The sequence below is a fragment of the Aequorivita capsosiphonis DSM 23843 genome (genome assembly GCF_000429125.1).
GTDB classification, from domain to species: domain Bacteria; phylum Bacteroidota; class Bacteroidia; order Flavobacteriales; family Flavobacteriaceae; genus Aequorivita; species Aequorivita capsosiphonis.
Genome location: NZ_AUBG01000001.1, coordinates 138,291 through 152,692, shown reverse-complemented (window position 1 = coordinate 152,692; position 14,402 = coordinate 138,291). Strand labels below are relative to the sequence as shown.

General features: G+C 33.4%; 13 protein-coding genes and 1 pseudogene. 5 read left to right on the top strand and 9 right to left on the bottom strand.

What is annotated here, in order from left to right; all coding sequences use genetic code 11:
- Positions 1-22 precede the first annotated feature (22 nt).
- From G440_RS0100860 to G440_RS0100850, 3 genes are read right to left on the bottom strand one after another with little or no spacing between them, the layout of a single operon-like run.
- Positions 23-1,375, bottom strand: coding sequence for a DUF5458 family protein (locus G440_RS0100860; RefSeq protein ID WP_026449564.1), 1,353 nt, complete (start codon positions 1,373-1,375; stop codon positions 23-25).
- Between the two features lie 2 nt (positions 1,376-1,377).
- Positions 1,378-1,827 (bottom strand): type VI secretion system contractile sheath small subunit, encoded by a 450-nt coding sequence (locus G440_RS0100855; RefSeq protein WP_026449563.1) that lies wholly within the window; start codon positions 1,825-1,827, stop codon positions 1,378-1,380.
- 55 nt (positions 1,828-1,882) lie between these two features.
- Positions 1,883-4,372: an ATP-dependent Clp protease ATP-binding subunit gene (locus G440_RS0100850; protein ID WP_026449562.1), complete on the bottom strand. Its 2,490-nt coding sequence runs from the start codon at positions 4,370-4,372 to the stop codon at positions 1,883-1,885.
- Positions 4,373-4,648: 276 nt separating this feature from the next.
- On the opposite strand from G440_RS0100850, the gene G440_RS0100845 reads away from it, so the two are divergent.
- From G440_RS0100845 to G440_RS0100835, 3 genes are all read left to right on the top strand, one after another.
- Complete coding sequence (locus G440_RS0100845; protein ID WP_157417799.1) at positions 4,649-4,951, top strand: hypothetical protein; 303 nt, start codon at positions 4,649-4,651, stop codon at positions 4,949-4,951.
- Between the two features lie 76 nt (positions 4,952-5,027).
- A complete protein-coding gene (locus G440_RS0100840; RefSeq protein WP_026449560.1) occupies positions 5,028-6,146 on the top strand; it encodes a toxin-antitoxin system YwqK family antitoxin in 1,119 nt (372 codons plus the stop codon).
- Between the two features lie 27 nt (positions 6,147-6,173).
- On the top strand, positions 6,174-6,692 hold the full coding sequence (locus G440_RS0100835; protein ID WP_026449559.1) for a hypothetical protein: 519 nt from the start codon (positions 6,174-6,176) through the stop codon (positions 6,690-6,692).
- A gap of 288 nt (positions 6,693-6,980) precedes the next feature.
- On the opposite strand, the gene G440_RS0100830 is transcribed toward G440_RS0100835, so the two are convergent.
- Positions 6,981-8,378: a hypothetical protein gene (locus G440_RS0100830; protein WP_157417797.1), complete on the bottom strand. Its 1,398-nt coding sequence runs from the start codon at positions 8,376-8,378 to the stop codon at positions 6,981-6,983.
- Positions 8,379-8,764: 386 nt separating this feature from the next.
- Between G440_RS0100830 and G440_RS0100825 the strand changes: the two genes are divergently transcribed.
- Both G440_RS0100825 and G440_RS0100820 read left to right on the top strand, forming a co-directional pair.
- A complete protein-coding gene (locus tag G440_RS0100825) occupies positions 8,765-9,808 on the top strand; it encodes a hypothetical protein (protein ID WP_157417795.1) in 1,044 nt (347 codons plus the stop codon).
- Between the two features lie 292 nt (positions 9,809-10,100).
- Positions 10,101-10,466 carry a hypothetical protein gene (locus G440_RS0100820; protein ID WP_026449556.1) on the top strand — a complete coding sequence of 122 codons (366 nt, stop codon included), beginning with the start codon at positions 10,101-10,103 and terminating at the stop codon, positions 10,464-10,466.
- Between the two features lie 180 nt (positions 10,467-10,646).
- Here the strand turns inward: G440_RS0100820 and G440_RS0100810 are convergent, their stop codons facing one another.
- From G440_RS0100810 to G440_RS20500, 5 genes and pseudogenes are all read right to left on the bottom strand, one after another.
- Positions 10,647-11,060: a hypothetical protein gene (locus G440_RS0100810; protein WP_157417793.1), complete on the bottom strand. Its 414-nt coding sequence runs from the start codon at positions 11,058-11,060 to the stop codon at positions 10,647-10,649.
- A gap of 199 nt (positions 11,061-11,259) precedes the next feature.
- Positions 11,260-11,502 (bottom strand): hypothetical protein, encoded by a 243-nt coding sequence (locus G440_RS0100805; protein WP_026449554.1) that lies wholly within the window; start codon positions 11,500-11,502, stop codon positions 11,260-11,262.
- A 239-nt stretch (positions 11,503-11,741) separates the two neighbouring features.
- Positions 11,742-12,293 carry a hypothetical protein gene (locus G440_RS0100795; protein WP_157417791.1) on the bottom strand — a complete coding sequence of 184 codons (552 nt, stop codon included), beginning with the start codon at positions 12,291-12,293 and terminating at the stop codon, positions 11,742-11,744.
- A gap of 9 nt (positions 12,294-12,302) precedes the next feature.
- Positions 12,303-13,727: a hypothetical protein gene (locus tag G440_RS19190; RefSeq protein WP_051285053.1), complete on the bottom strand. Its 1,425-nt coding sequence runs from the start codon at positions 13,725-13,727 to the stop codon at positions 12,303-12,305.
- A 3-nt stretch (positions 13,728-13,730) separates the two neighbouring features.
- Positions 13,731-14,387, bottom strand: a pseudogene (locus G440_RS20500) (PAAR-like protein); the annotation flags it as partial.
- Positions 14,388-14,402: the final 15 nt, after the last annotated feature.

The following is a 14,402-nucleotide window of genomic DNA, read 5'->3' as shown; positions in this document are numbered from 1 at the left end:
TTCTTAAAAATAACATTAAGTTTTACTGCTGTTCATACTCAGCATCCCAATCGTTGCCGTCGTCACCTTTTTGACCATCCATTTTAATTAGGAAATTTTTTGCTGGAAAATAAGGCGTCATATGGATGTCTAGATAAATCCTATCTTTTTGGTTTGGATCTTGCTCAAAACGTTTGATTGAGAAGTTTTCTATCAACTTATCCGGTCCAGAAACATTGTCCAAAAATTTTACAATTTGACCCATAAGCTCTTTTCTAGTACGTGCATTAAAGTTTTCAAAGGCTCTTCGGTTCAAGAAATCCATTAATACTTTAGTTACATAGTCAAAAACTCGCACTACGGAATAGGTTTGCAACCCAAGATTATCACCATTAAATAATGTTTTGGCAGAGAAGGCCATAACTTTTCCATATTCATTTACCATTGGCACCAAGCCCATTTTTTCCAGACTAGCTATTTCGCTCTTCTTAAGATCAAAGCGAACTCCGCTAATCTCATTAATACCACCGTGCTTTTTACCTGCGGTTACTTGTGACATTAGGGTCTTGTATATTTTTCCAGCCAATGCGCCAGCAGGAGGAATAAATAAGTCGTCTTCTTCGCCAACTTCATCTTCTTTGCCACGACCTACAAGCCAGTTACAGGTCATAATTACGTTGGAACGATGATTCTCGCCACCTGTAAGGTTTGCTGCTTCAAACATTTCCATTACATCATCCGGCTCGTCTAAGTGTTCGAAATCGGTCACAAGCATTACCTTGTTTTCGTATGCAATTTTGGCCCATTTTTCAACTACTGCATTATTGCCTAAGTAACCTGGAATAACCATAAGACCGTAATTATCGCGAAGATCCAATCTATCATAGCTATCTCTTAATTCTTCCGAAATGGCATCAATAAATCGCGTATTGTCTAAATCTTTTAACTGTTCAAGATCGGCATTAACGATGGTTATATTTTTAATTTTGTCTTCTTCCGTATTTTTATAGAAGAGTGCCATAGAGCGATAAGAACGTTCTAAATCATGGGTTTCCTTAATAGCACTTCCCACATTTTTTTTGAGCGTCTTTTCGGCCGATTGAGAACGTTTTTCTGCTGTTTCAACCATTTCTGAAATATCATCAGTTCCGGAGAGGATTGAAGACCAGATTTCCAAGGTCTTGTTCACTTTTTTGCGTTCCTTACTTTTTGCGCTTTCGTTTAAGAATATTTTTTTCCGCGCCTTTCTTTCAGGATTCATATTTTGAACCCCGTCTATAGTCGCTTCCAAGAGGTCAAACCCACCATATTTTGCTAGGACTTCACTGCTTTTCTCTAGTTGTTTTGATGGACTTTGACTACCCGATTGCTGTTGTGCTTTTTCTGCTTTGGCCATAATTATTTACTTTGGTCAAGTTCTGACATTAATGATTGAAGAGAATCCAAGAGCGCTTTTTTCGCTTCAGGATCTGTTAAAGCGGCGCGTAGAATTTTATTTGTTTTTAGCTGCTTTACAATTTTTATATACTGCTCTTTTTCTGTGTCTAGATCCTTAAGGAAATCACTCTGATTAATAATCCCATTTTTTCCAAAATCACCGAGGTTACTAAAATTCAACTTTTCTTTTGAAGTAACGCCATCCTCGTTGCTGAATTCCATATCAACATTTGGTTTGTAATGCGCAAAAACGTCATCAATCGTTTTAAGACCTTTTACCATTTCTGCTTTAACAGGTTGATTTTGGGTCAATTTCTCAACAAGTAAGGTTCTGTTTTGAGGTATTTCCTGAAGGGCTTCGTTGGCATCCTGCTTAACCTCCGTACCACCTATGCCGTATGATTTGTCCATCATAATTTCTTTGTTTTATAGTTTAAAAAATAAATATAGGAATTTTATTATAAAGTTAATCGTTTATCTCCCAATTTAAAGCGCTATCCTGCAAAGTTACCAGCACTTTATTGCCTTTTGCAATCTTTCCAGTTATTAACATTCGGGATAGTGGGCCTCTTAATTCAGTTCGTATTACGCCGCGTAAAGGTCGTGCACCATATTGAGGAGTAAAGCCTTTATTGGCAAGATATTCATATACTTCATCTGTAAGCATAAGCTTTATTTCTTGTTTATCAAGGGCTTTCAGTAAGTCTTTTAACTGAATCTTAAATATTTTTACAATGTTTTCTTTGGTAATAGGAGCAAAGGGAACAATTTCGGTAAGCCTTCCCAAAAATTCTGGTCTAAAATGACCTCCCATTATTTCCATCAAATCTGTTGATTTAGGTATTATCCCTTCCTCAAAAGATTTTACAACGTGTTGACTACCCACATTAGATGTGAACAGAACTACAGCATGTGAGAAATCACCGGTCTTTCCCAATCGATCGTGAAGTTTTCCTTCATCGAGAATTTGAAGAAAAATATCAAATACCGAAGGATGCGCTTTTTCTATTTCATCAAAAAGGACGATGGAATAAGGTTTCTGACGTATTTTGTTTACTAATAGGCCTCCTTCTTCATAACCTACATATCCAGGAGGTGCTCCATATAATAGTGCTGCGGAATGCTCTTCCTTAAATTCCGACATATCAAAACGGATAATGGAATCTTCGGTTTGAAAAAGAAATTCAGCCAAAGCTTTTGCAAGTTCTGTTTTTCCTGTTCCTGTTGGCCCCGTAAAAAAGAAGGAACCAATAGGAAGTCCTGGTTTACTTAAGCCTGAACGAGATTCTAAAATAGCAGCGGTAATTGTTTTTACCGCGTGATCCTGCCCAACTAGCCGCTTCTTTAATTCGTCCTCCATAGAGAGGAGACGCTCTTTTTCATCTGCCAAAAGATCACCTACAGGAATTCCAGTCTTATTACTAATGGTTGCAGTAACATCTTGAGTGCTAATCTGATTCTTTTCGGTTTCAGCCTCTTTTAATAGAAGGTCTAAAATATTTTCAAGCTTTTCTGAAGTATCTTTTGAAACGGAATTGATATCAAATACAGGATGGTCTTCTTCCTTTAAAGCTGCAAAGAGTAAATAACTCACCCTATTGGCCAAACTGTTATAAAACCATTGTAGTTCTTCCAGTTTTCGCTCTTCGGAAAAATTCTCTTCTTCTTGAATAATTTTTAGCTCTTCGCGAAGACTGACAATAACAGGTGCAGAAGTTTCCAGCATATATCTACCGGCAGACATCGTTCTATCTATAAGGTCAATGGCGGCATCTGGAAGGCTTCGTTCTTTATTAAATCTTTTTGAAAGCTTTATTGCTTCCCGTATGGTTGAAGTTTCAATAGTAAGCTGATGGTGATCGCTATAATTTTCAATAATATATGAAATCATGCGCTCCGTTGTTTGTTCACTGGGCTCGTCAAGATTTATAACTTCAAATCTTCTTGAAAGGGTATCATCGCTTTCCACGTTCTTTCGAAAAGCATCACTGGTCATACAAGCTATGATAGTTATGTCGCCTTTTGCCAATTCAGACTTTAAAATATTGACTAAACCCTTGTGCTGACTGTTTTTGTCCAGCAAGTTGTCCAGTTCATCTATTAATAGTACAGGTTTATTAAACTCTTTTATGGCGTTAACAATCTTTTTAAAGCGATCTTCTATTTCGCCATTATAGCTGGCGCTTGAAACCAGTTCTATAAAATCCAACTCGTATATCTGCGCTTCCTTTAATGAGTCTTGAACGCTTCCATTGGTTACCGCATTGGTAAAACCATCAAGTAGTGCCGATTTGCCTACTCCGGGTTCTCCAGTAATAAGCACGTTGGGTTTGGAATGTCTTCCAAGAATTTCGATAATCATTTTTATTTCGGCATCACGCCCATAAACCTTTGAAAGCTCTTGATTGCGTGCCTGTAGCGTTTTATCGATACAATATTTTGAAAGTACATCTTTACCAGCAGTTTTGTTGGCTGTGACCGCACTTCCGTTTTTCCCGCTTGCAAAGTTTGATTTGGGTGTATCAGTTGCAAATTGTGATAAAATGTCCTCTCTTTTTAATGGGAGTGTTTTTAGTTGTTCATAACTAAAACCTACTCCAGGAGTACAAATGGCAATCAATAGACATTCAGGCGTGATTTCCTCTTGACCGATTTTTAACTTCACCATATCGGCTTCGTTAAAAATCGCTTCAATGGTGTCATCACCTTGTAATTGGTCTGGCACCTTTCCTGAACGTGGCAGACCTTCCATCCGAACATCTGCCCATTCTTCAATATAATAAATATCACCGCTTACATCCTCTACTAAAGTACGAAGGCCTATATCCTTATGTAAAAGTGCCCGCAAGAGATGGGCAGCACTATAGGTATCATTGTGATAGCCTTTAGCATTTGCTTCAGCAATATGAAGTAATTCTTGGGTGGAAGAGGATAGGGGGTATGTGAGGTTTTGCATATTGAGGCTAGTTGGTTGGAATAATTTTTAAAACTAAGCTATTTTATAAAAACTACGACTTCAAGAGCACAAATATTTTGTTAAAAGGTGCTTTTAAGCGAATTAATTGTCCTTTTTTCAGATTTATAGCGTTTATTTTAAGTTCAGCTTTTTCAGAAATTTAAATTTTTAAGGTTTTATTTTTCTTACAGCTATTTGGAGACTAATTTATAATAATTTTCCTACATTTTGGTCTGAAAATGTTATATTGGTATCGAAACTAAAACCAAACCGAATATGAAAAAATCAGTATTACTAATACCTTGCATTATTTTTATGGTGTCCTGTGGCCAAGACAACTATTGGAACGAGAAAAATAAAACTGATTTTAAAACCGCTTGTGAGCTTTCATTAAATAGGAGCCTCGAGCAATCTGAGGTAAATGTTATGGATCAATTGGGTACAACGGTAGATGCGTTATGTGACTGCCAATTAGAAAAAACGATGGCAAGATATCCAGATGCCGCACCTAATGCGGATGAAATAAAACAAACGACCAACGAAATGGCTACAGAGTGCATTTCAGAATTAAGACAATAATCATTGATTTCAGTTTTTAAAACTTGAAGGAATTATAAATTTCGAATAAAAATTTACACTTGAAATAATTAGACTTATGAAAAATACAAAGCAAAAATTAATTATCCTTTTCCTTTTGGTTAGCTGTTATATGGTAGAAGCTCAAACCTATATTACCTGGAATGAAGTAGAGCAAGCCCGTTTTGGGAAGGAAGTAATTTACAAGAAAGTAAAAGATAAGACACTTTTAAGTGGTAAATATAAAATTGCATCAACATCTGGCAGTTATTCCGATATCAGTTTTGTAGATGGGAAAATTGATGGTGTCCGAACAGATTATGATAGTTCAGATCGCAAGGAAGCGGAGGCAATATTTAAAAATGGCGTTGTTGATGGTAAGGTGGTCAATTTTCATCAAAACGGAAAAGTGAGTACTGAAGAATTTTATAAAAATGGAATAGAAGATGGCGCTTGGAAACGGTATAATTATGAGGGTCGCTTAATTGAAAGCTCAAATTATATTGATGGTAAAAGAGAAGGGAAATGGATGCAAGAGGTTATTGTTCCTCAGGAAGGTGTTACGAGGGTTGAAATATTGAATTACAAAAATGATCTTCCTACAGGTCATTGGGAAGCCAAAACTACGGATGATGTATTGGTTTGGCATGAAGATTATAAAGCTGCCAAAGATTATACACGGAAAGAGTACTACGCAAATGGGAAGATGGAAAAGCTGGAAACCTATGCTGACGGTAAATTGGATGGGCCTTTCAAATATTATGGAAAAGAGGGTAATTTAAAAATTGAAGCTACCTATAAAAACGGATATAGAGTTTTTAGAAAAGGCTATCACGATACTGGAAAACTTGCAGAAGTGATGTCTTTTGAAAATGATAAACCCAATGGTAACTATGAAAAATACACATCAAAAGGTATAAAAGTTTCGGAAGGTAATTTTAAGGACGGCCGAAAAGATGGGGTTTGGAAAGAATTTGATACAAAAAAAGGAAATTTGGAATCTGAAGTTGGTTATAAAAATCACAGAAGAAGCGGGGAGGGGAAGTATTATAACGAAGCCAAAAAACTCGCCGAAACCGGAAATTTTGTAAATGATGAAAAGGATGGTCTTTGGAAATATTATGATCTGGCTGGCGATTTAGAAAAAGAGGTTGAATATGATCGAGGGAGTATTGTTTCAGAAAAAAAGTATAAGTAAGTGGTAGCATGATTTAAAGATATTAAAATGAAAAACCTCAGTCTATTGCTTATTCTGATAGTTTCTTTCAACTTAATAGTTGCGCAGGAAGAGTCAATTCGAGTCGAGAAAGACAATGCAACAGACAATTGGAGCGGAAGATACAGACTTGAAATTAGAAATGGAGATACGTATGAAGATGAACCATTAATTTTTGTAAATATCCGAAAGGCTCAAGATATCAATCCAGAAGAAGTAACTCCCAAATATAGTTTCGATTTAGCAAGATGGATTATTTCGACGGAAGGAACAGATGATGAAGAGATAATGCACAGATTTTTATATAATCTGGAAGAAGGAGAAAATGAATATGAACAATTTGGCTGGACAGATTTATATAATGATGGCAAAATGGAATGTATTAATGCTGGACATTTTTTTATCTGTAAAACCACTCCCAATACAACGGTAAACTTTGGCGATGACGAGGCCGCCTTTACTGAAAGTGGCATTTTTGGAATTAGATTGCATCTTGGCTTGTTTGAATTATATCCGGTTGAAGAATAGTGTCACTCGTTGATTTCATTCTAAATGATATTCTTGTTCTTGAACAGGTACCATAAGCATTAATCATTTTTGCCTTTTGATAAGTCTTTTTTTTTCGCAGCTTATTAGGTGAAACTATGAAGGTATATTGAATTGGTTTTTTTGAATTCTAAAAGCTCTAAAAAACTTATTTAAAAAATCATGACTCAAATCAGGGTTAAAAGTCAAAATCGATAGTTAGTTCTTCAATATCCTTTGAAACAAGAGTCAACGTAATCAAAACCAGGTTAATGTTTTGAAAATAGGTGATTAGTCATAAAAAGTATAATCTAGGCTAATTACATTTTTATTATTTCCGCGAATCATGGTATATGACTCTAATAAATCTTGATCATTGAATTGGTAGATTGCACTTAAATCATACACATCATTTTCGTCTGCATTTTCTGCCTGCGAATAGTGTTTTTCAAAAGTTCGATCGTTTTTCTTAGTTATTTGTAGTTTTTTATATTGCATTACTTCTCCGTCTTGATAAGAAGTATAAGTGTGAATATAGGGGAAAGATGTAGCATCGCTATTACAAACCTTCTTCCATAATTCATTTTGTATATACTGAATCTTACATCCATTTTCATATTTAACTTCGGTAAAAGAATTTTCTGTTTCATAAATTTCATTCTTCATTATGGTGTACTTTTTAAAAACTAATTCACCCTGGTCTAAGGAATAAATTAAAGTTTCATTAGCATCTCCAACATCATTTAAAAAAATGATTTTATCGTCATTATAATTGACTAATACATCTTGTTTCCAATCTGAAAGTATTTTACGCAAGACTCCCTTATCATATACAAATTTCACTTGGCTTTGGGGTTGTTCCATATCGTCGTACATGTCCAGTTGCACGGGTTGGCCTTGTTCGTTTAAGGTAAGTGCCTGGAATTTGAGCTTTGAATTATTTCCTTGGCTGATAGAAGCAACAATAGTTTTGACTTTCGCTGGAGGCAGTTTTAACAGATTCGCATTTTCGCCATCTTCATCTGGAAAAGGGACTGTAAAAACAGTTGATAGGAATTCATGCAGCAACTTTTTTGAATTTTCAGTGAAATTATCCTTAGTCAGAGGTATGTTGTCCAGGTCTTGTTTAAATTTTCTACCATTAACAACATAGGACGATTCCTTATGAAGCCCTAATTGCGTAGAAATAAATTCGGTAGCATTTGTGGTGCCATCCATAACCTGAGGGTCATCTTGAAGCTTACCACTCCAAAAAACAAAAGATTGAAAAGAATCAGTCTTTTCGCTCATCTCCAGGTGCTTATTGTTTTCAAAAAGAACAAAGATATGGGCATTGAGTTTTATTAATTCAAAATGATGTTCCGGAAAATTACGTCGTAATTCCTTTTCCTCTGTATCTTGAAATCCGCCCCTCACTTGTGCGCCATTGTCGTAGTCTTCATGTACATCAATTAAAAAAACATACATTTTTCCTGAAGGTATATACAAAGTGTCTTGTTTTACCGAATATGTTTCCTCGAAATAATCGATAACTTGGGCATCTTTTGTGTATTCAACTCCTGCCGCTTCTTCCGCAGTATCTTCTATTTCAACGATGATTTCATCTTCCGATGATTCCACAGGATCTATCTGGCCTGTCATTAGAAAAGGATATAAGATAATTAGAATCAAGAAGTAAATTGGTTTCATAAGCTTGAAATTTTTAAAATCTTTACTGAACAAAAGCAAACTTACCAAAATCTAAATTCAATTCTATTTTAAAAAAAAATATGTTTATTGAGTTTTTTTAATTCCGCAAGAACAAAAAATTAAAAATTTTATTCTTTCCAATAATTTTGAAGTTTAAAATTTTTGACTCATTTGTAGAGAAACTAATGTTATTTTCGAGTTTTATATAATTTGCATCATATTAAATATATAGCACAGGGATAAACAGTTTAGTACTGATAAAAAGGCATTCAAAGAATAGAAAAGTATTATAGAGTTGGAAAAATAGAATTGTTAACAGTACAACGTAAGCCTTGATAACCCTAATGATTAAGAGGTTTAAAATTTAAATAAAAAAAATTATGATTATGGCATTCCTAACGCTGATTTTTGTGCTAGCTTTTTTATTTGGTATTGGTTATTTACTTAGAAAATTAAAGTTTTTTAGAAATAAATGGAATTGGATGTGGTTGCTTTTTGTGTCTTTGATAATTTATTTTCTTGGAAATTTAACTCCTATATATAGAACTATTGAATTGCGTTTTGAGAAATTGCCAGAAGAATTTAGTAACTATGCTACTATAGGTGATTTAGACAGCGTTTTTTTAAATTCAAATTTCAAAGCAATCAAATTAGAAAGTATCTATAGAGAAGAAGCTGTTAGGATTAACGATAGTATTATTATCTTAAAAACACATGAGGACGGCGAGGGAGAGCATAAAACAAACGTTTCTTGGTACAAAATTAACCCGAACGGAGAACTTATAGATTCTTTAACTTTTAAGAATGAATATCTGGTTAACATAGATTCTTATTTAGTTAATATAGATAAGAGTTATTATGTTACTTGGCTCAGGGATGGCGATACTTTAAAGAAACCATTTGATTTAATGGAAGAAGGGAAACTTATAGATGAAGCACAATCCAAAGAATTTTTAAAAGATGCGGCCTATTCCAATTACGATTATTTTTATGAGAACAAGAACGATTATGACCGTGAAAAAAGGTTTAAGAAAATGATTGTTTATAAAGACAATGAATGGTTTCAGTTCAATACCAGCGATGATTTATATTTATCAGTAAATGAGTATTTTGCTAACGATGATCTCAACTTTGAGGATAGAGGTAAACTTGTTCATTTTCAAAAGGAAGCGTGGTATGGAGACCGTTTTCCAGATTTCAACTTGTATATTAACGGAAAAGATCCCAATCTTTGGAAGGGCACGGCCTATTTAAATTTAGAGTTAGAAAATGAATTGATTAAAATACAGCATTATTCTAAAATGTATGAAGATGGCGATGCACGCCCTATGCCTTTGGATATTTATGAAAATCCGAATAAAAGCTTTTATATTCTGAGAATTGAAAGTGGAAAAGCACATACTTTTTATGTTCTTAAAAATAAGTTGTAGACCAAATCTGCAATCTGACCACAATGGTTTTTAAAAGAAGCGAAAAAAATAACTAATCATGAAAACAATTAAAATTTCAATTCACATTTTAATAATGGCAATCTTTTTAACGTGTTTACATTCTGTGAAGTTATATACTAAAGAAGTTACAAAATAAGCCGATTATAGCGAAGAATTATCACAAGATGATGCCGCTTGGAGTACAGTTAATGGAATTTTAATACTAATGATAGTTTAACAATTCGACTTCTTATATGAGCCAAATAAGTTTGAACTAGTTTTACAATAATTGATGATAGAATTATTATTAGATATATACGGGAAACTGTTGCAGCATTTTAATGAAAACACACAAGAAGGAGGTGTTATACTGTTTTTTACATTTGTTTTAGGTAATTTTTTAATCGCTTCTGTTGCAGCTGCTATGTGCTTCTTAACAAAAAAAATAAAAATCATTTATGATTTTTTTGGGTTCATATTAGCAAGTTCGCTTATAGCTATTTTCGCAAATATGGTACTTTTAATGCCATTCGTTTTTTTACAACTAAAAGCAAGAAATATGTTTTATTTAGGATGCCTCGTAACAGCGGGTTGTTGTTTTGTTATAGCTTATCATTTTCACTCTTTAAATAGTATGGGCCAGGCCTACAAAAAGTAGAAAAGATGGGGGAGAACATTACAAAAAATAGGATGGGCTCATAGAAATAAAGGAATTGAAAAAAACTATGCTTTTATATATTGGCAATTTGCTTGTTGATTGGAGCAGTGGCGAAATTTATGCTGCTGATGCCGTTTTTGGAAAAGAAAAAGAAGTATGAGAAAAATTAAAAGTTGAAATCTATGATGCAATTTGTTCGTTATTATTGGTTGTTACTTCAATTTCACCACCGTCATAATCATCGCCTAATTGACCGAATGTTTTATTATTTAATGAGTTTTCTTTCAAAATTAGATTAAAAAATTCTGCATTATCTTCTTTATTTGGCTTGGCTTTTAATATTTCTGTTTTATTCCATACTCCTTTTTTATACGTGTGTTTCTTTGAAAAAATACTATCACTCCCAGCATCAATACTTTCGAAAACATGTAGCTCAAAATTTGCTGGAACAGAAGCATTGTATTCTGAAAAGCTTATATATTGTATTGAAGACAGCTGTTTACTATCAAAGTTAATTTTCGAAATCTCAGTGTTGCTCAACTTTTGCTTACAACAACATATAGAGAGTAATATTAGTAAAACGAGTTTATTCATCAAGATAAGATTTTACTGATTATTTTAGAATGAAAAAATCAAACTTCTTTGACTTCGAATGATTTTCTATTCTCATTAACGGTGAGAAAGCATAGTCTCGTTATATTGCTTATGATAAGAGTTATAAACACAACTATCTAGTACAGAATTATCTACTTTTCAGATATTCAACTAACTATACTACTGTAATAATTTATTGCTACTTTTTATCATCCGATTTTGCAATAATATCCCAAGCCATATTTTCATAGGATTTCATAAATTCTGGCAGATCTCCTGAAGAAATTAAAATAGTATCTTGAGTCTTTAAATAAATAATGATTTCCCAATCTGGTATATCAATCATTACGGTTGGATGTCCTAAGTTTTTTTTATTATCCAAAACGTTATCAGGAAGACTGTCAATAAGTTTTTTTGAAAGCAAATAATCACTTCTGCTCATTTCTGCCAATTTATAGTTTTCATCGTAAAAGAATAATTGGTTCTCTACAAGTCTATAATTTCTTGAAAAGAATTAATCCATTGCAGAGTTTCGCTTAAGCTCAATGAAGATTATTTGATCAAACCCTTTTGATTCTTGAAATTTTGATGTTATGTTTTTGGTTTCAATTGTTTGATTTTGCTCATTTTTTGAAACACACGACACGCATAATAATAGTAAAATATAAATTGTTTTCATTCTTAATCTGAGTGTAATTCTAAAGAAACAGCTTGATACTTTTCAAGAACAAATCTTATATCTTCTGGTAAATCATCATTTGCAGAGTTTACTTTCCAAAAAATAGAAGTGTCATTTTCAAAATTTATTTTTACTTCTATAAAACCATCATCAACTTGATCAGTTATTTCTCCAAATTTTTGATCTTTTATTATATATTTTTCAGGGATTTTAGAAAAAAAGTCATGAATGTTTTCTTTTGGAGGATAGCATTGTATGGTATCTGTCTTTGTGTATTCAGCTTTTTCATATACTCTATCCAACAAACAAATATTATCATTTGCTATTTCTATAACTTGAAATTTCTGTAATTTATAATTTGCAGGAATCGAAGCGTTGAAATATTGAAAACTTAAACTTTTAATTTTTAATTTTGTTTGAGTTTTTAATACTTTAGCAGAAACCTCATTATTGTTATTCTTATTGTTTTTGCAGGATAAAGTCAAGAGTATTATTAAGAAAACTATAAAATGACAATTACGAAGATTGCGAGATTTAGAACTTTTTGATTTCATGTTTTTGTTTTAATATTTTTCTATTATGCTTCTATCTTTTCTAATTACATCCCATTGCCATTTAAAAAGAGAAAACATCTTTCCTTTGTATTTATTATTGCCAGAACTATAAAAGCCTTTGCTTAAATCTTTGGAATCAATAGGTCGTCCTAATTGCCATGTATAATCCATATAATTATCAGTATATCCATGATAAAATGTATGTTTTCCAGCATAGCTTCCTCCTTGAAAAACATGTGGTAGTCCAAATGAATGTCCAGCTTCGTGAACAATGGTATGACCATCTTCTAAGCCAGCTTTATAGATAATATAACTGTTGCCCCAATTTTTGTTTGCATCTAAAGAACAAGAGCCCAGAACATTGCCAGCAGTAAAATCAGTATAAAATAAATAAGTTCTAGTTGTGCCCTTAGTACCTATGTAATTTATATGACTTCCTTTTGGAGGACTGTGCTCTCCAAATTTTTCATAGAAATCTACCAAATCTTTTTTAATGTCTTTAGATTTCATTGTTTTGACATTTTTCAAAAAATGACCAATTGATGGATTTGTTTTTTCTAACTCAACCAAATTAAATTCAGTATCTACCTTTACTTCAGCTCTTACCAATGCCTGATTGAAAGATTGGTTTTTAAATAGAAATTGATAATCGTCCTTAATAATTGTTTTATTATTTGTGGTGATTACATTAACAGCGACAATTTCAGCCTTAGGGATTTCATTGGTTTTATATATTATTAATTTTCCAACTTCTTCCTTTGTTCCATTAAGCTCCGCAAAAACTTTAACTTCCTCATCAATACCAGATGTACCTCCTTTAAACTTAATGTTTATTTTGTTTTCAGCTAAATGATATTTTCGTTTATTCCCTAGTCCAAGATCTTTAATTTTAGCAGTGCCAATAAGATCTTTTAAATTTAATTTCTCTGGAGTAATTTTAACAAGACTATTACCACATAAAAAAGACAATGTAGTTCTATCAATAACCAAATCTTCTAACTCTTCAATCTCCAAATTTAGATCAACCCCTTTTTCGTGCATGTCAGAACCGTGTTCAAATTCTTTAGTTGTTGTATGTGGAAAAATTGAAATCCAAGCTGGATAGTAATCACTACCATGAGGTTTGATCGATGTATCTAAGTATTCCGTTTTTAAAGCTGTTGGATCTAAACACAATGGCTTTTTTGCTTTTATTGCAACTCCATTATTATCGTGAGTCACTTCAACTATAGGGTATATATATTCATCTCTTAACCAATCAAATCCATATTGTCCTGCATATGTCGTTGTATATTTTTTTTTATTTGTAAAAGTTTTACCTCGCCTAAAATGTATCATAAATTTTTTTAGAATAGGATTTATGACTAGCTCCTTTCCCGAGCTAAAACTCCGTCCCGCCGCTTCAATTGTATCTATTACTAAAGTGCGTGCCATAATTTATTGTTCTTTTTCGGTTTCTATCCAGTTTTCGTCTATGCTTACCAGTTTCATTGCTGCAGTGCCATCTGCTTTTACGGTACCCTTATATTTCAACTTTTTTTCGCCTTTTGCAAAATCTTGTTTTTCTTTGTCACTTATATTGACTGTTACAGTTTCTCCCGGATCCATATTGTCAGTTAAAACAAATAACTGGGCCTTTTCGCCATAGTCTGTACTATCAATCCGCTCCTTTCCAGCTTCATCCATCCAATAGCTTTCCACTACTTTGGGAGCTTTGTCGTTGCCTAGCATTGCCCCGGGAATCATCATGGCAATATTCTTAAAAGTTTCTTTTACGCTACCAGCACTGTTTATTTGGGCGTGCTGGATGATGGTTACTTTTCCGCTGGTGGCACACATGCATTCACTGTCTTCAAAAAGGAATTTTTTACTACCTCCTAAAGTAGATTTTTCGGCAGTTTTTGTCCAGGGTTGCAGCGCTGGAACGCAGGGTAGGTAAGTGTTGCCAGAAGGTTTTAGTTTACAAAGTCCAAAAGTTTCTGGTACTTGATTTTCTTTGTCCGTTGCCTGAAACTTGCCTTGTATTTTTACCTTTTGGTTCTGTGTTACCAAAAGTTTTGCTGGTTTCATACCTTGATCGCACTGTAGCATTGCGCCATCTAATACATA

Excerpts from the sequence above, each read along its gene's own strand:
- G440_RS0100860 (WP_026449564.1), bottom strand. The coding sequence starts at position 1,375 with ATGGCCAAAGCAGAAAAAGCACAACAGCAATCGGGTAGTCAAAGTCCA.
- G440_RS0100855 (WP_026449563.1), bottom strand. The coding sequence starts at position 1,827 with ATGGACAAATCATACGGCATAGGTGGTACGGAGGTTAAGCAGGATGCC.
- G440_RS0100850 (WP_026449562.1), bottom strand. The coding sequence starts at position 4,372 with ATGCAAAACCTCACATACCCCCTATCCTCTTCCACCCAAGAATTACTT.
- G440_RS0100845 (WP_157417799.1), top strand. The coding sequence starts at position 4,649 with ATGAAAAAATCAGTATTACTAATACCTTGCATTATTTTTATGGTGTCC.
- G440_RS0100840 (WP_026449560.1), top strand. The coding sequence starts at position 5,028 with ATGAAAAATACAAAGCAAAAATTAATTATCCTTTTCCTTTTGGTTAGC.
- G440_RS0100835 (WP_026449559.1), top strand. The coding sequence starts at position 6,174 with ATGAAAAACCTCAGTCTATTGCTTATTCTGATAGTTTCTTTCAACTTA.
- G440_RS0100830 (WP_157417797.1), bottom strand. The coding sequence starts at position 8,378 with ATGAAACCAATTTACTTCTTGATTCTAATTATCTTATATCCTTTTCTA.
- G440_RS0100825 (WP_157417795.1), top strand. The coding sequence starts at position 8,765 with ATGGCATTCCTAACGCTGATTTTTGTGCTAGCTTTTTTATTTGGTATT.
- G440_RS0100820 (WP_026449556.1), top strand. The coding sequence starts at position 10,101 with ATGATAGAATTATTATTAGATATATACGGGAAACTGTTGCAGCATTTT.
- G440_RS0100810 (WP_157417793.1), bottom strand. The coding sequence starts at position 11,060 with ATGAATAAACTCGTTTTACTAATATTACTCTCTATATGTTGTTGTAAG.
- G440_RS0100805 (WP_026449554.1), bottom strand. The coding sequence starts at position 11,502 with ATGAGCAGAAGTGATTATTTGCTTTCAAAAAAACTTATTGACAGTCTT.
- G440_RS0100795 (WP_157417791.1), bottom strand. The coding sequence starts at position 12,293 with ATGAAATCAAAAAGTTCTAAATCTCGCAATCTTCGTAATTGTCATTTT.
- G440_RS19190 (WP_051285053.1), bottom strand. The coding sequence starts at position 13,727 with ATGGCACGCACTTTAGTAATAGATACAATTGAAGCGGCGGGACGGAGT.